Below are 18,331 nucleotides of genomic sequence, written 5' to 3' on the forward strand. Positions count from 1 at the left end.
CGCCCTCGCTACGCTGGCGACCGTGAGCGACACGATCAGGGTGGCCGTCATCGGAGCCAACGGCCGAATGGGTTCTGAGGTCTGCCGGGCCGTGGATGCCGCTGAGGGCCTCGAGCTGGCTGGCCGGTTCGACGCCGGGGACGACCTCGGTGACCTCGGCGGGGCGCAGGTGGTCGTCGAGTTCTCCGTGCCCGACGCGTCGCCGGCGAACGTCGCGTACTGCGTCGAGCGCGGCGTCCACGTCGTCGTCGGCACCACCGGCTGGGACGACGACCGGCTGGACGCGCTTCGGGGCCAGCTGGCCGAGCACCAGGCCGTCGGCGTGCTCATCGCCCCGAACTTCGCGATCGGCGCGATCCTCATGATGCGTTTCGCCCAGCAGGCGGCGCGCTTCTACGAGTCGGTCGAGGTCGTCGAGCTGCACCACCCCGGCAAGGTCGACGCGCCGTCCGGCACCGCGGCCCGGACCGCACGGCTGATCGCCCAGGCCCGCTCGGACGCCGGTCTCGGTGACGTCCCGGACGCCACCACCCAGGACCCCGATGGCGCGCGGGGGGCCCGCGTCGACGGCATACCGGTGCACTCGGTCCGGCTGCGCGGGCTGGTCGCCCACCAGGAGGTCCTGCTCGGCGCGGAGGGCGAGATGCTCACCCTGCGCCACGACTCGTTCGACCGCGCCTCGTTCATGCCGGGGGTCCTTGAGGGCATCCGCGGGGTCGGCGCCCACCTCGGCCTCACCGTCGGGCTGGAGCACTACCTCGGACTGGACGCCTGAGTGCGCGAGAGGGTCACTGCGGTCGTCCTGCTGGTCGTCCTCGGGTTCTACAGCGCGACCATCGGCTGGCGGGGGGTGGAGCTCATCCGTGACGGGCGCCTCGTGCCGGTCCTGCTGGGGATCGCGGTCATCCTCGTGCCGGTGCTGGCGCTGGTCGCGATGGTGCCGCTGGTCCGGCTGGCTCGGGACGGCGCGGCGATGATGGCGCACGCACGCGAGCACGGCGCGCAGGGAGAGTGGGGCGAGGAGCTGGCGCAGGCGGAGGTATGCCGGGTGGCCGGCGACCGGGCTCGCGAGCAACGCCACTTCCGCGCCGCGGTCCGAGCCTGGCGGACCTCCCGCCCCGCCTGACTGCCGACTTCTTGCCCTGAATCCACCGTCTCGGGGGTTCTGGACGCCGAAACCGGTGGATTCAGGGCAAGAAGTGGAGGGGAGGCCGGATTAGGGGAGGCCGAGCATCCGCAGCCCGGCCGCGACCAGGGCCGCGAGCACCACGACGACGATGAACGGGGCCCGCAGCGCCAGCGCCACGACGGCGACGGCCACGGCCCCTGCACGGGAGTCCAGCACCACCGCGCCGCTGCTTCTCGTGAGGGTCTGGACCCCGACCAGGGCGGCGAGCAGGGCGATCGGCAGGGCGGAGGTGACCCGGCTCGTGCGTTCACCCTCGAGCCAGCGGGTCGGCACGACGTAGCCGAGGTACTTCAGGAGGAAGGCCAGCGAACCGGCGGCGATGACGGCGGTCCACAGGGTCATCGGGTCTCCGGACTCTCAGAGCTGGTCGGCTCGTCGACCCAGCGGTGCGGCGGGGCCGGGTCGTGGTGGGCGCGTCGCCAGAACCCGGCGAGCAGCGCTGACAGGGCAGCCACCAGGACGGGCACCCCGGCTGGGGCGTGGGGTGCGACCAGCACGGCCACCACCGCCGCAACCGCCGCGATGGCGAACGCGTCGCGGGACTTCAGCCGAGGGGCGAGCAGCCCGCAGAACGCGGCGGCAGCAGCGGCGTCGAGCCCGTACCGCTTGGGATCACCGATCGCGTCACCCACGAGGGCGCCGACCAGCGTCATGGCGTTCCACAGCACGTAGACCCCGACGCCGGTCGCCCAGAAGCCGAGCCGGCCCGCCGCTGCCTCGGGCTGGGCCACCCCGACCGCCGTCGACTCGTCGATGGTCAGCTGGGCGGCGGCGACTCGGCGTGGCCCGCGGACGTCGAGCAGGCGTGAGACCTGCAGACCGTAGAGGCTGTTGCGGACGCCGAGGAGTGTGGAGGTGGCGATCGCGGCGACGGCCCCGGCAGGTCCACCGGCCATGATCCCCACGAACGCGAACTGCGACCCGCCCGAGAACAACAGCAGCGACAGCACCTGGGTCTGCCACAGGTTGAGCCCGGCGGCGACCGACAGCGCGCCGAAGCTGATGCCGTACGCACCCGTCGCGAGCGCGACGGACAGCGACTGGCGCAGGACCTGGGCGCGGCGCTCCCGCGCCAGGGGGGTCGTCAGCGGAGAGGTCATGGCCCGTCGTCAGGTGTCCTGGTCGGCGGCACGCGAGATGTCGGCCACCAGCCGGACCTCACGCGCGGTCAGGCGGTCGGGCGAGACGACCCGGTCACGGAAGGCGCCGTCGGGGGTGAGCCCGGCACGGGTGAGGAAGGCCCGACCTGCCTCGTCGGTCGCGAGGACCCAGGTCGCCATCGCCGCGGCGCCCGCTCCGCGGAGGGTGTCGACGGCGGCGTTGAGCAGCCGGGAGCCGTGGCCGGCCCGGCGCGCCTGCGGGTGGACCCCGATGGCGGTCAGCTCGCCGGTCTCGGGAGAGGCATCGGGGTCCTGGCTGGGGCCGATGGCGGCGAAACCGACGACCTGGTCACCCGCGCAGGCGACCAGCAGCCGGTGCACCCCCGCGGGCGGCGCGGCCAGCGAGCGTCGCCATGCGCCGGCGAACGCCGCGGGATCGAAGGCCGCGAGCACCTCCTCGGGCAGCACCGCGGCGTATGCCTCGCGCCAGACCGCGTCCTGGACCAGGCCCACAGCGGGGGCGTCGCTCTCGCGAGCGGTGCGCACGCTGGCATCCGCGAGCGGGCCCCGCTGCTGGTCAGGGGAGTGCTCATGGGAGTGGTCGTGGGGGTGGTCCGGAGCCATGGCACCCATCCTGTCACCCACTCCCCGTGTAACACGGGGCCAGCAGAATTGCAGAAGCCTGTAACAGGCGGGCATACTGGGGCCATGTACGGCAACGACTTCGCCACGGACGCCACGGACGCCGCCGACCGCCTGCCCGGTCCGGATGAGCCGCTCAACGCCGCGGAGTCCGGGCAGTTCGACGACCTCATCGAGGCCGAGCGCCGCATCGAGCCGCGCGACGAGATGCCCGACGCCTACCGCCAGACGCTGATCCGTCAGATCGCCCAGCACGCGCACTCCGAGATCATCGGCATGCAGCCCGAGGGCAACTGGATCAGCCGGGCCCCCAGCCTGCGCCGCAAGGCGATCCTCATGGCCAAGGTGCAGGACGAGGCCGGTCACGGGCTGTACCTCTACAGCGCCGCCGAGACGCTGGGCGTCGACCGCGAGGACCTGCTGGACCGGCTGCACACGGGTCGTCAGAAGTACTCCTCGATCTTCAACTACCCCACGCTGACCTGGGCCGACTGCGGGGCGATCGGCTGGCTCGTCGACGGCGCCGCGATCATGAACCAGGTGCCGCTGTGCCGCTGCTCTTACGGCCCCTACGCCCGCGCCATGATCCGGGTGTGCAAGGAGGAGTCGTTCCACCAACGGCAGGGGTTCGAGATCCTGTGGACCCTCATGCGCGGCACGCAGGCCCAGCAGGCGATGGCGCAGGATGCCGCTGACCGGTGGTGGTGGCCGGCCCTGATGATGTTCGGGCCGCCCGACACCGGGGACGCCGCCTCGACCGGCGGCCATACCAGCCAGTCCATGGCGTGGGGCATCAAGCGGTTCAGCAACGACGACCTGCGTCAGAAGTTCGTCGACATGATGGTGCCGCAGGCCGATCGCCTCGGCCTCACCCTGCCCGACCCCGAGCTGCGGTGGAACGCCGAGCGCGGCCACTACGACTTCGGGCCGATCGACTGGGACGAGTTCTGGCGGGTGCTCAAGGGTGACGGGGCGTGCAACGCCGAGCGACTCGCGCACCGTGTGGCCGCCCATGACGAGGGGGGCCTGGGTCCGCGAGGCCGCCACGGCATACGCCGCGAAGCAGGCCGAGGCGCGACGTGCCCGGGTCGACGTCGCATGAGCCCCTCGACCGATCGCGCCACCTGGCCGCTCTGGGAGGTCTTCGTCCGGGGCAAGCGGGGGCTCTCGCACGTGCACGTCGGATCGCTCCACGCCCCCGACGCGACGATGGCGCTGCGCAACGCCCGTGACGTCTACACCAGACGCCAGGAGGGTGTCTCGTTGTGGGTCGTGCAGGCGTCCGACATCACGGCGAGCTCGCCCGACGAGCGCGACTCGTTCTTCGACCCGGCCGGCGACAAGGTCTACCGCCACCCGACGTTCTACGACGTCCCCGAGGACGTGGAGTACCTGTGAGCGAGCTCGCGGCACCGTACATCCAAGGCCTCGCCGACGACGCGCTCGTCTACGCCCAGCGGCTCGGGGAGTGGATCTCGCGCGCTCCCCAGATCGAGGAGGACCTGGCGCTGGCCAACATCGGCCTCGACCTGCTCGGCCAGGCGCGGGTCCTGCTGACCCGGGTGGGTGAGCTGGACGGGAGCGGCCGGTCCGAGGACGACCTGGCGTACTTCCGGGACGAGCGCGAGTTCCGCAACGTGCACCTCGTCGAGCAGGAGCGCGCTGGCTTCGGCTTCGAGATGGCGCGGCTGCTGTGGTTCGCGAGCTACCAGTGCGAGCTGTATGCCGCGCTGCGCGCTTCGTCGGACCCCATCCTCGCCGGGGTGGCGGAGAAGGCCCTCAAGGAGGTCGACTACCACCGCGACCACGCGACCCAGTGGGTGCTGCGCCTCGGCGACGGCACCAGTGAGTCCCACGAGCGGATGCAGCAGGGACTCGTCGACGTGCTGCCGTATGTCGACGAGCTTGTTCGAGGACGACGAGGCTTCTGTCGCCGCCGCGCAGGCCGGACTGGGCGTGCTGCCGTCGACCCTCCACGACGCTGTCGTCGACCGGGTGGCGGGGGTCGTCGCCGAGGCGACGCTCGAGCTGCCCACCGAGACGCGCTGGCGCTCGCGCGGCGGACGGACCGGCATCCACTCCCGGCCGATGGGTTACCTCCTTGCCGAGCTGCAGCACATCGCCCGATCCCACCCGGGTGCGACGTGGTGACCGCCGTCGTGAGCTCCGCGGTGGCACAGGCGATTGCCGATGTCCCCGACCCCGAGGTGCCGGTGGTGTCCATCGAGGACCTCGGCATCCTGCGAGACCTCCAGGTCGACGAGGCCCGCCGCCACGTCGCGGTGACCATCACGCCGACCTACTCGGGTTGCCCGGCGATGGAGGCGATCGAGGCGCGCATCCGGCATACGGCGAGGGTCAACGGGTTCACCTGCGAGGTCCGCACCCAGCTCAGCCCGGCGTGGACCACCGACTGGATGAGCGAGCGGGGTCGCGCGCGGCTCCGCGAGTTCGGCATCGCGCCGCCGGGGCGGGCTGCTGACGGCCCGGTGACCGTCGCCCTGCGGCGTCGGCTCGTCGCGTGTCCGCAGTGCGGCAGCACCGACACCGAGGAGCTCGCGCGGTTCGGGTCGACCGCCTGCAAGGCGCTGCGCCGGTGCCTGGCCTGCCGCGAGCCGTTCGACGAGTTCAAGGCGCTGTGAAGTCCATGGCCCTGCTTCCCGGTCCACGCACCGACACGCTCCACCGCCGCCGCGCCAGGTTCCATCCGCTCACGGTGGTCGCGCTCGAACGCCTCACCGACGACGCCGTCGCGCTCACCTTCGCCATCCCGGACGACCTGCGTGAGGACTACCGCTTCGAGCCTGGTCAGCACCTCACGCTGCGCGCCACCATCGACGGCGAGGAGGTCCGGCAGTCGTACTCGATCTGCCTGGCCCGCAGCGAGGCCGAACGCACCGGCACCGTGCGGGTTGCCTCCGCGCGGGTGGCCGGGGGCCGGATGTCGAACTGGCTCAACGACATCGCGGCAGTCGGTGACGTCATCGACGTCATGAGCCCCCTCGGCTCGTTCACCTGCCCCACCCGGCCCGATGCCAGCCGACACCACCTCGCGGTCGCGGCGGGGTCAGGCATCACGCCGGTCCTGTCGATTGTCAGCACGGTGCTCGAGGAGGAGCCGCTGTCGCAGGTCACGCTCCCTGTTCGGCAACCGTCGCACGGCGACGGTGATGTTCCTCGAGGAGCTCGAGGACCTCAAGAACCGCTACCTCGGGCGGTTGCAGCTGATCAACGTCCTGTCGCGCGAGCCGCAGGACGTCGAGCTCTTCACCGGCCGCCTCGACCCCGAGCGCGTCGCCCGCATCCTCGCGGTGTTCGCGCCGGTCGACACCGTCGACGAGTGGTACCTCTGCGGGCCGTACGGCATGGTCACCGGTGCGGAGGCGCTCCTCGCCGAAGCCGGCGTCGACGCGCGCCACGTCCACCACGAGATCTTCCACGTGGCCGAGCAGGAGGCGCCTCGGGCGCCGGTTGTGGTGGACGCCAGCGCGCCCGCCGCTGCCCTCGTCACCGTCAACCTCGACGGGCGCACCACGCGGATCGAGATGCCCACCAAGGACGAGTCGATCCTCGACGCCACGCTGCGGGTGCGACCCGACGCTCCGTACTCCTGCACCGGCGGTGTGTGCGGCACCTGCCGTGCTCGGCTCGTCAGTGGCGAGGTGCGGATGGACCGCAACTACGCCCTCGAGCCCGAGGAGGTCGCCGCGGGGGTGGTGCTCGCCTGCCAGAGCCACCCGGTGACCGACGAGGTCGCCCTCGACTACGACGCCTGACGCTGCGGCTAAGGGCAGGTCAGGCGCGCTCGTACGTCACCCAGCTGAAGCCGTCCTGGTCCTTGCGCGCCACCTCGTGCCAGCGGGACGGGTTGATCGGGGGAACCGCACGTCGCCGTCCGGCGACTGGTCGACCTCGGTGATGAGCAGTCGGTGCGCCCAGGCCATCGCCTCGGCATAGATCTGGCCGCCGCCGCACACGAACACCTCGTCCGCTGGACCGGCCAGCGACAGCGCCTCGCTCAAGGAGTGGGCCGTCTCGACCTCGGGGTGGTGCCAGTTCGGCTGGTGGGTGACGACGATCGTGCGCCGCCCGGGCAGGACCCGTCCGATCGAGTCGAAGGTCTTGCGGCCCATGATCATCGGGTGGCCCATCGTGGTCCGCTTGAAGAAGGCGAAGTCCTCGGGGATGCGCCAGGGCATCTCGTTGCCGGCACCGATGACGCCGTTGCGCCCGACCGCGGCAATGAGCGTCACGTTCGTCATGAGGGACAGGCTAGGGGGCGACCCGCTCAGACGGCGATGGGCGCCTTGATCGACGGGTACGCCTCGTAGCCCACGAGCTCGAAGTCCGCGAGGTCGAACTCGTCGATCTGCTTGCCCGGCGTGATCCGCATCTGTGGCAGGGGCAGCGGCGTGCGGGTCAGCTGGAGGGTGGCCTGCTCGACGTGGTTGGAGTAGAGGTGGGCATCGCCCAGGGTGTGCACGAAGTCACCGGGCTCGAGGTCGCAGACCTGGGCGACCATCATCGTCAGCAGCGCGTAGGAGGCGATGTTGAACGGCACGCCGAGAAAGATGTCGGCCGAGCGCTGGTAGAGCTGGCACGACAGCTTGCCGCCCGCGACGTAGAACTGGAACATCGTGTGGCACGGCGGGAGCGCCATCGAGTCGACGTCGGCGACGTTCCACGCCGAGACGATGTGGCGTCGCGAGTCCGGGTTGGTCCTGATCGACTCGATGACCTTGGCGATCTGGTCGATGTGTCGACCGTCGGGGGTCGGCCAGGAGCGCCACTGGTAGCCGTAGACCGGGCCGAGATCGCCGTTGGCGTCGGCCCACTCGTCCCAGATCGTGATGCCCCGCTCCTGGAGCCAGCGCACGTTGGAGTCCCCGCGCAGGAACCACAGCAGCTCGCCGATGATCGACTTGAGGTGCAGCTTCTTCGTGGTGAGCACGGGGAAGCCCTCGGAGAGGTCGAACCGCATCTGGTACCCGAAGACCGACCGGGTCCCGGTGCCGGTGCGGTCGGACTTGTCGACGCCGGTCGTCATCACGTGGTCGAGGAGGTCGAGATACTGCTGCACGCTCGCACGCTAACACCGCGGTCCGGCATACCGACGCACCATGGCCGACGGACCATGGCGGGTGCAGCCTGACGGGGGCGATAGCCTGCTGGTATGAGCACCACGTCACCGTTCGGCCGCCTCCTGACGGCGATGGTCAGCCCCATGCGCCCCGACGGCAGCCTGGACCTCGAGGGCGCGCGCCGGCTGGTGGCCCACCTGCTCGACACCGGCCACGACGGGATCGTCGTCAACGGCACCACCGGCGAGTCCGCCACGCTCAGCGACGACGAGAGCATCCAGCTGGTCGAGCTCGTCGCCGAGGAGGCCGGCGGCCGCGCCGCGGTGGTTGCCGGAGTCGGCTCGAACGCCACGGCGCACAGCGTCGAGATGGCCCACCGTGCGCTCGGCGCCGGCGCCACCGGCCTGCTGCTGGTCTCGCCCTACTACACCAAGCCCACCCAGCCCGGTCTGGTCGCGCACTGCCGCGCGGTGGCCGACGCCACCGACCTGCCGGTGATGCTCTACGACATCCCGGGCCGCACCGGCATCCCGTTCGACACCGCCACGCTCCTCGAGCTGGCCGCGCACGACCGCATCGTCGCGGTCAAGGACGCCAAGGGGTTGCCCTGGGAGACGACCAAGGTCCTGGCGGCCACCGATCTCCTGTACTTCTCCGGCGCCGACGAGACCAACCTGCCGTGGCTCGCGATGGGCGCGACCGGGGTCGTCAGCGTGGTGGGCCACGTGGCCGGGCGCGAGTATGCCGCGATGATCGCGGCCGTCGACCAGGGTGACCTCGCGCAGGCGCGCGCCATCCACCACCGGCTGGTCCCGGCGGTCGACGCCCTCATGACCACCTCGCAGGGCGCGATCATGGCCAAGGCCGCCATGGTCGAGCTGGGCATCATCGAGCATCCGACCGTGCGGCTCCCGCTGGTCGAGTCACCGCCCGAGCACCTCGACCTCCTTCGTGCCGGGCTCAAAGAGTCAGGACTGCTGTGAGCCATCCCCATCCCGAGCTGACGGCCCCGCCGAAGCTCGCGCCCCACGGCGTGCGCATCATCGCCCTCGGCGGCCTCGGCGAGGTCGGCCGCAACATGGCGGTCATCGAGCACGCCGGCCAGCTGCTCATCATCGACTGCGGAGTGCTGTTCCCTGAGGACCACCATCCGGGGGTCGACCTCATCCTGCCGGACTTCGAGTACATCGAGAACCGGCTCGACGACATCCAGGCCATCGTGCTGACCCACGGCCACGAGGACCACATCGGTGCCGTGCCCTACCTGCTCAAGCTCAAGCCCGACATCCCCATCGTCGGGTCGATGCTGACCCTGGCCCTGATCGAGGCCAAGCTCAAGGAGCACCGCATCCGGCCCTACACGCTGGGTGTCAAGGAGGGCATGCGGGAGCGGCTCGGGGTGTTCGACTGCGAGTTCGTCGCGGTCAACCACTCGATTCCCGACGCGCTCGCCGTCTTCGTGCGCACGCCCGGGGGCACGATCCTGCACACCGGCGACTTCAAGATGGACCAGCTCCCGCTCGACGGGCGCCTGACCGACCTGCGCGCCTTCGCCCGACTCGGGGAGGAGGGCGTGGACCTGTTCATGACCGACTCGACCAACGCCGAGGTCCCGGGGTTCACCACTCCCGAGCGTGACATCGCGCCGGCCATCGACAAGGTGTTCCGCGACGCCGAGCGCCGCATCATCGTGGCCTGCTTCTCCAGCCACGTGCACCGCGTCCAGCAGGTGCTCGACGCCGCCGAGAAGGCCGGTCGCAAGGTCGCCATGGTGGGCCGCTCGATGGTGCGCAACATGGGGATCGCGGCCGAGCTGGGCTACCTGCACGTGCCCGACGGCGTGCTCGTCGACGTCAAGAAGCTCGGCAACCTCCCGGACCGGCAGGTCGTCCTCATCTGCACCGGGTCCCAGGGTGAGCCGATGGCCGCGCTCTCACGCATGGCCAACCGCGACCACCGCATCGAGGTCGGCGACGGTGACACCGTCCTCATGGCGTCCTCCCTGATCCCGGGCAACGAGAACGCCGTCTACCGCGTCATCAACGGCCTCATGCGGCTCGGGGCCGACGTCGTCCACAAGGGCAACGCCAAGGTCCACGTCTCGGGTCACGCCAGTGCCGGCGAGCTGCTCTACTGCTACAACATCGTCAAGCCCCGCAACGTCATGCCGGTGCACGGCGAATGGCGCCACCTCGTGGCCAACGGCAAGCTCGCGGAGCAGACCGGCGTCCCGCGCGCACAGGTGGTCCTGGCCGAGGACGGTGTCGTGGTCGACCTGGTCGACGGTGTGGCGAGCATCGTCGGCGCCGTCCCCTGCGGCTACATCTACGTCGACGGGTCCTCGGTGGGCGAGTTCGACGAGGCCCTGCTCAAGGACCGCCGCATCCTGCGCGACGAGGGTTTCGTCTCGGTCATCGTCGTCATGGATGCCGCGACCGGCAAGATCGCGGCCGGCCCCGAGATCACCGCCCGCGGCTTCGCCGAGGACGACGAGATCTTCAACCAGGTCCGACCCAAGATCGAGCAGGCCCTGGCCGAGGCCACGGGCAACGGCGTCACCGACTCCTACCAGCTCGAGCAGGTCATGCGTCGCGCGGTCGGCAGCTGGGTCGGCGGCAAGATCCGTCGCCGTCCGATGATCATCCCGGTGGTCATCCAGGCGTGATGCCGGGGCGGCTCGCTGCACGAACGGCGCTACCAGGGGCGCGTGGGCAGGTCCTCGCGCGGGTCCGCGTCGGCAGCGAGCACCCAGCCGTCGGCCGTAGGCGTGTAGTCGAACCCCGCTCCGTGCTCGGCCAGCTCGGCGACGGCCGCGAGCAGCCGCTCGACGTGGGCGGGCGTGGTGCCCAGGCCGACGCTGGCGCGCACCGCGGTGCTCGGCCCCGCGGCATACGGGTCGTCGAGCAGGGCGTCGACGCACAGGTGGGCACAGAACTTGCCGTCCCGCACCCCGACCCCGTGCTCGGCAGACAGGGCCGCCGACACCAGCGAGGAGTCGAGCCCGTCGATGGTGAAGGTGGCGACCGCGACCCGGTCATGGTCCTCGCCGAACAGCGAGTACGTCTCGACCCCGTCGATGGCGCGCAGCCCCTCGAGCAGGCGCGAGCCAAGGGCGCGCTCGTGTGCCTCGACCGCCGCAGCATTGGCCCGCAGCGTGTGGCAGGCCGCAGCGAGCGCGATGGCGCCCACGACGTTCGGGCTGCCGGCTTCGTGGCGTGCGGCCCCGGTCTGCCACTGCACGCCCTCCTCGGTGACGGCGCGGGTGGCCCCACCGCCGGCGAGGTAGGGCTGCGCGGCGTCGAGCCAGTCGGAGCGTCCCGCCAGCACGCCGGCGCCGAACGGGGCGTAGAGCTTGTGGCCGGACAGCACGACGTAGTCGACGCCGAGCTCGTCGAGGTCGATGTGCCGGTGCGGGGCCAGCTGCGCGGCGTCGAGGACGACCCTGGCACCTGCTCGTCGGGCGATCGCGGCGAGCTCGCGGACCGGCCACACCTCGCCCGTGACGTTGGAGGCGCCGGCCAGGACGACGAGGCGGTGGCGGCCGTGCCGGGTTGCGAGCGCGGACCGGAGCACGGCCTGGGCGTCGGCCGGGGTGCCGGGCACGGGCAGCCGCACGGTCTGCCGCGGCTTCCACGGCAGCAGGGCGGCGTGGTGCTCGGTCTCGAAGACGAACACGCTCGTGTCGCGGGGGAGTGCCCGCGCCAGCAGGTTGAACGAGTCCGTGCTGTTGCGCGTGAAGATGACCTCGTCGCCCGCGCGGGCACCCACGAACGCGGCCACCTCGGCGCGCGCCTCTTCGTACCACGCGCTCGTCACGCGCGAGGCGTAGCCGTTGCCGCGGTGGACCGACGAGTAGGTGCGCAGGGCGGTGTCCACGGCCTGCTTCACGCTGACCAGCGCGGGGGTGGAGGCGGCGTGGTCGAAGTTGGCGTAGTCCACGGTTCCGTGGAGCGTGGGCACGCCCAGGCCGGCCGACACGACCGGCGGCAAGCCAGCGCCGGCCCGTTCGAGTGCGGGCACGGCGCGGAGGTGGTCTCGGGCCGCTGCCAGGGGAGCGGTCCGACGAGCGTGGGGTGGGGTGCTGGCGACCGACATTCGCGACAACTCCTGGTCCGGTGGACCCGAAGCTGCGGGTCCGCGCTTGCCGGCTGCGGGTGCAGACGGCCCGGTCGTCACCCGGAGCACCCCACCGCGGTGGAGGGTTGCTGGTCAGCAAGCCGGGGCTACGCGCTGACACTCATGACCTTGACCGAGGACCCTAGCCGTTCCGGCCACGGGATGGACAGCGCTGCCCGTCATCTGAGACCACGGATCCGAGATTCGCCCGGGTGGAACGCGTGTGACACGTGTGTCGGGTGTGACCATCGCGTAGCCTGCGGAGCATGGCGACACGTCCGTCCACCGCGCGCGCGGCTGGCCGCAGCACAGCAACGCGGCCCGCGAACCGCAAGAGCAGCACGCCCCGCAAGTCCCCGGCCCGCGGCAAGACCAGCGGTGGGGGACTCCCGCTTCCCCCTGCGCGCGGTCAAGGGCACGTGGATGGGGATGGCCCACGTCGCCGGCGGTGCCGTGCGCCGCGTCGGCCACACCGCGAGCGACCTCGAGCCCGAGCACCGGCGCGACGGGCTCGGCTTCTTCCTCATCGGGCTGTCCATCCTCGTCGCCGCCCGGGAGTGGTGGGCGTTCGAGGGCGCGCTGGGCGACGTCGTCCATGCCGTGGTGGCCGGCACCTTCGGTCGGGTGGCGTATGCCGTCCCGCTCGCCCTGCTCTTCCTCGGCACCCGCTTGCTCCGCGCACCTCAGGACAGCGCGGCCAACTCGCGCATCGGCATCGGCCTGGGCGCGATGGTGGTGTCTGCCGCGGGGCTGGCGCACGTCGCCGCAGGCATCCCGACCCCGCCCCACGGGGCGGCCGGCATGCGCGACGGCGGCGGGATCATCGGCTTCCTCGCCTCGAGCCCACTCCAGGCGGCGGTCTCGACGTACGGCACCGTGCCGATCCTGCTCATGCTGGGGCTCTTCGGCCTGCTCGTGATGACTGCCACCCCGGTCCACCAGATCCCCGAACGGCTGCGCGAGCTGCGCGACCAGCTGCTCCACCGCGGCGTCCCGACCGACGAGACCGAGCCGGCGGCCGAAGAGAAGCCCAGGCGTCGCCGCCGCGTCATCGACCCCGACGGGCCGCTGGACGGCGACGAGGCGTTCGAGCAGGCGGCCCTCGTGGCGCCCGACGGCCGCCGCCTGCGGCCCGGCGAGAAGCGCCCGACCGCGCCGGGAGTCCTCGCTCCGTCCGCGCCCGCCGGGCCGGGCAGCGCCACCCGAAGCCCCGCCGTCGAGGTGAAGGCCGCCCTCGAGGCGCCTCCCACGACGCCCCTGCCGCAGCGCGTCGAGCAGCTCGCCCTCGCCGGCGACATCACCTACACGCTGCCCGACAACGCCCTCCTCGAGCCGGGCTCGCCGCACAAGACCCGCAGCGCCGCCAACGACCGCGTCGTCGAGTCGCTGTCGCAGGTCCTCGAGCAGTTCGACATCGACGCCCAGGTCACCGGCTTCAGCCGCGGGCCGACCGTCACCCGCTACGAGGTCGAGCTCGGTCGCGGCACGAAGGTCGAGCGGGTCACCGCCCTGTCCAAGAACATCGCGTATGCCGTGGCCTCGGCCGACGTGCGCATCCTCAGCCCGATCCCGGGCAAGTCCGCCATCGGCATCGAGATCCCGAACGCCGACCGCGAGAAGGTCAGCCTCGGCGACGTGCTGCGCAGCCAGGCCGCCCGCGGCAACGACCACCCGATGGTCATGGGCGTCGGCAAGGACGTGGAGGGCGGCTACGTCATCGCCAACCTCGCGAAGATGCCCCACCTGCTCGTCGCCGGTGCCACCGGGGCCGGCAAGTCGAGCTTCGTGAACTCGATGATCACCTCGGTGCTCATGCGCTCCACGCCCGACGAGGTCCGCATGGTCCTGGTCGACCCCAAGCGGGTGGAGCTCACGGCATACGAGGGGATCCCGCACCTCATCACCCCGATCATCACGAACCCCAAGAAGGCCGCCGAAGCGCTGCAGTGGGTCGTGCGCGAGATGGACACCCGCTACGACGACCTCGCGCAGTTCGGGTTCAAGCACGTCGACGACTTCAACAAGGCGGTGCGGGCCGGCAAGGTCAAGCCGCTGCCCGGGTCCGAGCGGGTCATCCACCCGTACCCCTACCTGCTGGTCATCGTCGACGAGCTCGCCGACCTCATGATGGTCGCGCCACGAGACGTCGAGGAGTGCATCGTCCGCATCACCCAGCTCGCGCGGGCCGCCGGCATCCACCTCGTCCTGGCCACGCAGCGCCCGTCCGTGGACGTCGTCACCGGCCTGATCAAGGCGAACATCCCGTCCCGGATGGCCTTCGCCACCTCCTCGCTGGCGGACAGCCGGGTGGTCCTCGACCAGCCGGGCGCCGAGAAGCTCATCGGCCAGGGTGACGCGCTTGTTCCTGCCGATGGGCACGAGCAAGCCGATGCGTGTGCAGGGCGCCTGGGTCACCGAGTCCGAGATCCAGAACGTCGTCAAGCACGTCACCGAGCAGCTCAAGCCGAACTACCGCGACGACGTGACCGTCGTCGCGGCGAAGAAGCAGGTCGAGGACGACATCGGTGACGACCTCGACCTGCTGCTGCAGGCCACCGAGCTCGTCGTCACGACGCAGTTCGGCTCGACGTCGATGCTGCAGCGCAAGCTGCGCGTCGGCTTCGCCAAGGCCGGCCGCCTCATGGACCTGCTCGAGTCCCGCGGCGTGGTGGGACCCTCCGAGGGCTCCAAGGCGCGCGACGTGCTCGTGAAGCCCGACGACCTCCCGGTCACGCTGGCGCTCATGCGCGGTGACGTGGTGCCGGACCCGGAGCCGGTGTTCGACGCGCAGGCGCCGGTCAGCCACGGGTCCACCGACAGCACTGACGACCTCGGCGCGCCTGGCCCGGCGCCGTATGCCGCGGGGCGCGACCCGCGCTACGACGGCGACCCGGTCGCGGCGCAGTACGACGGGTACGAGCAGGCGCCGGAGTCGACCGATGCGTGGGAGCTCACCGGACGCGACTGAGCCGGGCGGAATGGGCGGAATGGATTGGGGGCCCGTCGTCGTTGCGCCCACGTGACCACAACCACCGAGCCGCTGACCGACGCCACCGTGACGACGCCCCACGCGGCTCACGCGACGGCTCCCGTCCCGGCGGGCCCGGCGCCCAGCCCGGCAGGACTGGCGCCCAGCCCGGCCCCGAGCGCGCGGTCCACCCTGCGGTTCGTCCTGGTCCTCGGCGCGCTGATGGCCATCGGGCCGCTCACCATCGACACCTACCTGCCCGCCCTGCCGTCGATCACCCACGACCTCGCTGCCTCGGAGTCGGCGGTCCAGGCCACCCTGACCGGGATCCTGCTCGGCATGGGCCTCGGGCAGCTGCTCATCGGGCCGCTGTCCGACGCCATCGGCCGGCGCAAGCCGCTGATCGCCGGGGTGGCGCTGCACATCCTCGCGTCGGTGCTCTGCGCCCTCGCGCCGACGGTGGAGCTGCTGACCGTCGGACGCGTGCTCCAGGGCCTGGGCAACGCCGCGGTGGCGGTCGTGGCGATGGCCACGGTCCGCGACGTCTTCGTGGGCTCGGCCGCGGCGACCCTGCTGTCGCGCCTCATGCTCGTCTCCGGCGTGGCGCCGATCCTCGCGCCGACGCTCGGGGGAGCCATCCTGCGGTTCACGACGTGGCGCGGCGTCTTCGTCGTGCTGGCGGTGGCCGGGGTGCTGCTCGTGACGCTGGCGTCGACCGCGCTGCGCGAGACGCTGCCGGTGGAGCGACGTCGCCCGGCCGATGTCCGCGACGTCCTCGGCACCTACCGCGGCCTGCTTCGCGACCGCACCTTCGTCGGGCTGGTGCTCGTGGCGGGGCTCGGCTTCGCCACGCTCTTCTCCTACATCGGCGGCTCGTCGTTCGTCCTGCAGGACGTCTACGGCCTGAGCGCCCAGCAGTTCGCCCTCGTGTTCGGAGCCAACTCCCTCGGCCTCATCGTGGCTTCGCAGGTCAACCCGCTGCTGGTGCGGCGGTACGGCCCGCGCATCGTGCTGCGGGCCGCCGTAAGCGTGTCCGCCGTGGCCGCGCTGACGCTGCTCGCCGCTGCCGTCACCGGGATCGGTGGGCTCGCCACGATCCTTGCGCCGCTCTGGGTGGTGCTGGCCTGCGCCGGCCTGACCTTCCCGAACACCCCCGCGCTCGCGCTCACCCGGCACGGTGAGGCGGCCGGCACGGCAGCCGCGCTGCTCGGCGCCTCGCAGTTCGCGATCGGTGGGGCAGCGGCGCCGCTGATCGGTGCGATGGGCTCCGGCTCCGCGGTCCCGATGGCGGTCGTCATGGCCAGCTGCGCCACCCTCGCCGCGGTTGTCGCGGCCAGGACCCTTCGGGTCAGCGTCATCACCGACTGACCGCCCCTAGGGTGGGCGCCATGCGCGCACAGCTCTCGGCGGTCAAGGCGCACCCGAGCGGGGTGCTCCTCGGCGCCCAGCTCCTCGAGGTGCTGGCCTACCCGTTCGCGGGCGACGCGGCGCTCGGGCGGACCCTCATCGGGATCTTCGGCGTGGTCATCCTGGCCGTGGCCGTGTATGCCGTTCGCGCCACGCCCGCGCTCACCTGGGTGGCCGTGGTGCTGGGCGTCCCGGTGGTCGCCCTCACGGTGGCCGAGGGTTTCGTTCCCGACAACCCCGGGGTGGTCCTGTCGGCCGCGCTGGTGCGTGCCGCGTTCTACGGCTACACGAGCTACGCCCTCATCCGTTACCTGTTCGCCGACTCGTGGGTCACCCGCGACGAGATCTTCGCCGTGGGCGCGAACTTCACGGTCGTCTCGTGGATGTTCGCGTACCTCTTCACGGCCGTCCAGGTCGTCTGGCCGGGGTCGTTCATCGCCTACCAGGGGGGAGGGACAGCGCACCTTCCTCGAGCTGCTCTTCCTGTCCTTCGCCAACCTCACCAGCGTCGGCTTGTCCGACGTGACCGCCGTGCTGCCCCACGCGCGCTCGGTGGTGATCATCGAGCAGGTGGCCGGCGTCATGTACGTCGCGCTGATCATCGCCCGGGTGGTCGGGCTGACGATCACGCGCTGGCGCACCTAGCCCGGCGTGCTCAGCCGTCGAGCTCGCTGATCGTCGCCAGGCTCGGGCCGCGCTGCTCCTGGAGTGCCCTCGCACCCGACTCCGCCTCGCGCATGACGCGCAGGATGTTGCCGCTGGCGAGCTTGCCCAGGTCCTCGTCGGACCATCCGCGCTCGGCCAGCGCCTCGAGCAGGCGACGGTAGCCGGTGACGTCCTCGAGCCCTTCGGGCAGCACCTCGACCCCGTCGTAGTCGCCGCCGAGCCCGACGTGGTCGACGCCGGCGACCTCGCGGACGTGCTCGACGTGGGCGACGACATCGGCCAGCGTCGCCGGCGGCTCGGGCACCCGCTCGCGGTATGCCGCGAAGAAGGCCGCGAACTCGTCGGCGTCGGCCGGGGTGATGCCCTCGGACGCGGCCTGTGCCGTGCCCTCGGCCCGCCACGCCGCGGCCTGCGGGTTCACGAAGCTCGGGACGAAGGTGACCATGCAGACGCCCCCGTTGTCGCGCAGCGCCTCGAGCACGTCGTCCGGCGCGTTGCGCGGGCTGTCGCACACGGCCTGTGCCGACGAGTGGCTGAAGATCGCCGGCACCTGCGCCACGCGAAGGGCGTGGCGCATGGTCTCCGCCGAGACGTGCGAGAGGTCGACGAGCATCCCGATGCGGTTCATCTCGCGGACCACCTCGACGCCGAACGGCGACAGTCCGCCGTGGACCCGGGCGTCGGTGGCCGAGTCCGCCCAGGGGACGTTGCTGTTGTGCGTCAGGGTGAGGTAGCGCACCCCGAGGACGTGCAGCATCCGCAACGTCGCGAGCGAGCTGTTGATCGAGTGACCGCCCTCGGCGCCCAGCAGCGACGCGATCCGGCCGCCGGCCCACGCCGCCTCCACCTCGTCGGCCGTCCGCGCGAACGCCAGCTGGTCGGCATACCTCGCCACCAGCTGGTGACCGGCATCGATCTGCTCCAACGTCGCGCTCACCGCCGCGTCGCCGGTGAGCGAGGCCGGCACGAACACCGACCAGAACTGGCCGCCGACCCCGCCCTGGCGCAGCCGTGGCAGGTCCGTGTGGGTCGGGGTGCCGCCTGCGCCGACGTCGAGCCGGTCGAAGTCGTAGCCCACGCGGGCGCGAGCCTCCCAGAGCAAGTCGTTGTGCCCGTCGATCACGGGGTGGGCTCGCAGGAGGGCGCTGACCGTCATGACGTC

19 protein-coding genes, 4 pseudogenes and 1 riboswitch are annotated in these 18,331 nt (G+C 71.7%); of the genes and pseudogenes, 14 read left to right on the forward strand and 9 right to left on the reverse strand.

All coding sequences use genetic code 11. The annotated features are described in order from the left end of the window. Positions 1-22: 22 nt before the first annotated feature. Together dapB and GKE56_RS02325 are read left to right on the forward strand one after the other, a co-directional pair. Positions 23-775: a 4-hydroxy-tetrahydrodipicolinate reductase gene (dapB, locus tag GKE56_RS02320; protein ID WP_154683183.1), complete on the forward strand. Its 753-nt coding sequence runs from the start codon at positions 23-25 to the stop codon at positions 773-775. Then, positions 776-1,126: a hypothetical protein gene (locus GKE56_RS02325; protein WP_154683184.1), complete on the forward strand. Its 351-nt coding sequence runs from the start codon at positions 776-778 to the stop codon at positions 1,124-1,126. A gap of 90 nt (positions 1,127-1,216) precedes the next feature. Here the strand turns inward: GKE56_RS02325 and GKE56_RS02330 are convergent, their stop codons facing one another. Genes GKE56_RS02330 through GKE56_RS02340 form a run of 3 tightly spaced genes read right to left on the reverse strand, consistent with a single transcriptional unit; the run spans position 1,217 to position 2,913 of the window. After that, on the reverse strand, positions 1,217-1,531 hold the full coding sequence (locus GKE56_RS02330) for an AzlD domain-containing protein (RefSeq protein WP_154683185.1): 315 nt from the start codon (positions 1,529-1,531) through the stop codon (positions 1,217-1,219). Beyond that, positions 1,528-2,289: an AzlC family ABC transporter permease gene (locus tag GKE56_RS02335; RefSeq protein WP_154683186.1), complete on the reverse strand. Its 762-nt coding sequence runs from the start codon at positions 2,287-2,289 to the stop codon at positions 1,528-1,530. Before GKE56_RS02335 ends, GKE56_RS02330 begins: the two co-directional genes overlap by 4 nt. A gap of 9 nt (positions 2,290-2,298) precedes the next feature. Next, positions 2,299-2,913: a GNAT family N-acetyltransferase gene (locus GKE56_RS02340; RefSeq protein WP_154683187.1), complete on the reverse strand. Its 615-nt coding sequence runs from the start codon at positions 2,911-2,913 to the stop codon at positions 2,299-2,301. Between the two features lie 84 nt (positions 2,914-2,997). Here GKE56_RS02340 and paaA point away from each other — a divergent pair. The 7 genes and pseudogenes from paaA (at position 2,998) to GKE56_RS18070 (ending at position 6,707) form a co-directional block, all read left to right on the forward strand. Continuing rightward, positions 2,998-4,033, forward strand: a pseudogene (gene paaA, locus GKE56_RS02345) (1,2-phenylacetyl-CoA epoxidase subunit PaaA). Next, a complete protein-coding gene (gene paaB / locus GKE56_RS02350; RefSeq protein ID WP_154683188.1) occupies positions 4,030-4,329 on the forward strand; it encodes a 1,2-phenylacetyl-CoA epoxidase subunit PaaB in 300 nt (99 codons plus the stop codon). The pseudogene paaA and the gene paaB overlap by 4 nt, the downstream one beginning before the upstream one ends. Beyond that, positions 4,326-4,781 (forward strand): annotated as a pseudogene (paaC, locus tag GKE56_RS18055) (1,2-phenylacetyl-CoA epoxidase subunit PaaC); the annotation flags it as partial. The gene paaB and the pseudogene paaC, both read left to right, overlap by 4 nt. Before the next feature lie 43 nt (positions 4,782-4,824). Next, positions 4,825-5,082: a Phenylacetic acid catabolic protein gene (locus GKE56_RS18060; RefSeq protein ID WP_370518481.1), complete on the forward strand. Its 258-nt coding sequence runs from the start codon at positions 4,825-4,827 to the stop codon at positions 5,080-5,082. Between the two features lie 65 nt (positions 5,083-5,147). After that, positions 5,148-5,573 carry a 1,2-phenylacetyl-CoA epoxidase subunit PaaD gene (paaD, locus tag GKE56_RS17145; RefSeq protein ID WP_370518482.1) on the forward strand — a complete coding sequence of 142 codons (426 nt, stop codon included), beginning with the start codon at positions 5,148-5,150 and terminating at the stop codon, positions 5,571-5,573. A 5-nt stretch (positions 5,574-5,578) separates the two neighbouring features. Next, positions 5,579-5,884, forward strand: a pseudogene (locus tag GKE56_RS18065) (FAD-binding oxidoreductase); the annotation flags it as partial. Positions 5,885-6,101: 217 nt separating this feature from the next. Continuing rightward, positions 6,102-6,707 (forward strand): 2Fe-2S iron-sulfur cluster-binding protein, encoded by a 606-nt coding sequence (locus tag GKE56_RS18070; RefSeq protein WP_370518439.1) that lies wholly within the window; start codon positions 6,102-6,104, stop codon positions 6,705-6,707. A 36-nt stretch (positions 6,708-6,743) separates the two neighbouring features. Here the strand turns inward: GKE56_RS18070 and GKE56_RS02370 are convergent, their stop codons facing one another. Both GKE56_RS02370 and GKE56_RS02375 read right to left on the reverse strand, forming a co-directional pair. After that, positions 6,744-7,193, reverse strand: a complete 450-nt coding sequence (locus tag GKE56_RS02370) for a dihydrofolate reductase (protein ID WP_230209132.1) — start codon at positions 7,191-7,193, stop codon at positions 6,744-6,746. 26 nt (positions 7,194-7,219) lie between these two features. Next, positions 7,220-8,011: a thymidylate synthase gene (locus GKE56_RS02375; RefSeq protein WP_154683189.1), complete on the reverse strand. Its 792-nt coding sequence runs from the start codon at positions 8,009-8,011 to the stop codon at positions 7,220-7,222. A 93-nt stretch (positions 8,012-8,104) separates the two neighbouring features. Between GKE56_RS02375 and dapA the strand changes: the two genes are divergently transcribed. Together dapA and GKE56_RS02385 are read left to right on the forward strand one after the other, a co-directional pair. Next, positions 8,105-8,995, forward strand: a complete 891-nt coding sequence (gene dapA / locus GKE56_RS02380) for a 4-hydroxy-tetrahydrodipicolinate synthase (RefSeq protein WP_154683190.1) — start codon at positions 8,105-8,107, stop codon at positions 8,993-8,995. Next, positions 8,992-10,677, forward strand: coding sequence for a ribonuclease J (locus tag GKE56_RS02385; RefSeq protein WP_154683191.1), 1,686 nt, complete (start codon positions 8,992-8,994; stop codon positions 10,675-10,677). The genes dapA and GKE56_RS02385 overlap by 4 nt, the downstream gene beginning before the upstream one ends. A gap of 29 nt (positions 10,678-10,706) precedes the next feature. On the opposite strand, the gene GKE56_RS02390 is transcribed toward GKE56_RS02385, so the two are convergent. Then, positions 10,707-12,032: an aminotransferase class V-fold PLP-dependent enzyme gene (locus tag GKE56_RS02390; RefSeq protein ID WP_230209133.1), complete on the reverse strand. Its 1,326-nt coding sequence runs from the start codon at positions 12,030-12,032 to the stop codon at positions 10,707-10,709. 112 nt (positions 12,033-12,144) lie between these two features. Continuing rightward, positions 12,145-12,257, reverse strand: a riboswitch (SAM riboswitch). Positions 12,258-12,551: 294 nt separating this feature from the next. Between GKE56_RS02390 and GKE56_RS02395 the strand changes: the two are divergent. Continuing rightward, positions 12,552-15,096, forward strand: a pseudogene (locus GKE56_RS02395) (DNA translocase FtsK 4TM domain-containing protein). A gap of 51 nt (positions 15,097-15,147) precedes the next feature. Further along, positions 15,148-16,464 (forward strand): multidrug effflux MFS transporter, encoded by a 1,317-nt coding sequence (locus GKE56_RS02400; RefSeq protein ID WP_230209134.1) that lies wholly within the window; start codon positions 15,148-15,150, stop codon positions 16,462-16,464. Positions 16,465-16,561: 97 nt separating this feature from the next. Here GKE56_RS02400 and GKE56_RS17150 read toward each other — a convergent pair whose 3' ends face one another. Then, on the reverse strand, positions 16,562-16,711 hold the full coding sequence (locus GKE56_RS17150) for a hypothetical protein (protein ID WP_230209135.1): 150 nt from the start codon (positions 16,709-16,711) through the stop codon (positions 16,562-16,564). Positions 16,712-16,810: 99 nt separating this feature from the next. Beyond that, on the reverse strand, positions 16,811-16,939 hold the full coding sequence (locus GKE56_RS17770; RefSeq protein WP_255424975.1) for a hypothetical protein: 129 nt from the start codon (positions 16,937-16,939) through the stop codon (positions 16,811-16,813). Between the two features lie 77 nt (positions 16,940-17,016). Between GKE56_RS17770 and GKE56_RS17155 the strand changes: the two genes are divergently transcribed. After that, positions 17,017-17,148: a hypothetical protein gene (locus GKE56_RS17155; protein WP_230209136.1), complete on the forward strand. Its 132-nt coding sequence runs from the start codon at positions 17,017-17,019 to the stop codon at positions 17,146-17,148. Between the two features lie 10 nt (positions 17,149-17,158). Here GKE56_RS17155 and GKE56_RS02410 read toward each other — a convergent pair whose 3' ends face one another. After that, entirely contained in the window at positions 17,159-18,325 is a 1,167-nt protein-coding gene (locus tag GKE56_RS02410) for a dipeptidase (RefSeq protein ID WP_154683193.1), read from the reverse strand. Positions 18,326-18,331 lie beyond the last annotated feature (6 nt).

Origin of the sequence: Nostocoides sp. HKS02, from assembly GCF_009707485.1 — a bacterium.
Taxonomy (GTDB): Bacteria; Actinomycetota; Actinomycetes; order Actinomycetales; family Dermatophilaceae; genus Pedococcus.

What these genes read in the sequence shown, in the direction of transcription:
- GKE56_RS02330 (WP_154683185.1), bottom strand. Translation starts at nt 1,531, where the DNA reads ATGACCCTGTGGACCGCCGTCATCGCCGCCGGTTCGCTGGCCTTCCTC.
- GKE56_RS02335 (WP_154683186.1), bottom strand. Translation starts at nt 2,289, where the DNA reads ATGACCTCTCCGCTGACGACCCCCCTGGCGCGGGAGCGCCGCGCCCAG.
- GKE56_RS02340 (WP_154683187.1), bottom strand. Translation starts at nt 2,913, where the DNA reads ATGGCTCCGGACCACCCCCACGACCACTCCCATGAGCACTCCCCTGAC.
- paaB (WP_154683188.1), top strand. Translation starts at nt 4,030, where the DNA reads ATGAGCCCCTCGACCGATCGCGCCACCTGGCCGCTCTGGGAGGTCTTC.
- GKE56_RS18060 (WP_370518481.1), top strand. Translation starts at nt 4,825, where the DNA reads ATGTCGACGAGCTTGTTCGAGGACGACGAGGCTTCTGTCGCCGCCGCG.
- GKE56_RS18070 (WP_370518439.1), top strand. Translation starts at nt 6,102, where the DNA reads ATGTTCCTCGAGGAGCTCGAGGACCTCAAGAACCGCTACCTCGGGCGG.
- GKE56_RS02370 (WP_230209132.1), bottom strand. Translation starts at nt 7,193, where the DNA reads ATGACGAACGTGACGCTCATTGCCGCGGTCGGGCGCAACGGCGTCATC.
- dapA (WP_154683190.1), top strand. Translation starts at nt 8,105, where the DNA reads ATGAGCACCACGTCACCGTTCGGCCGCCTCCTGACGGCGATGGTCAGC.
- GKE56_RS17770 (WP_255424975.1), bottom strand. Translation starts at nt 16,939, where the DNA reads ATGAACGACCCCGGCCAGACGACCTGGACGGCCGTGAAGAGGTACGCG.
- GKE56_RS02410 (WP_154683193.1), bottom strand. Translation starts at nt 18,325, where the DNA reads ATGACGGTCAGCGCCCTCCTGCGAGCCCACCCCGTGATCGACGGGCAC.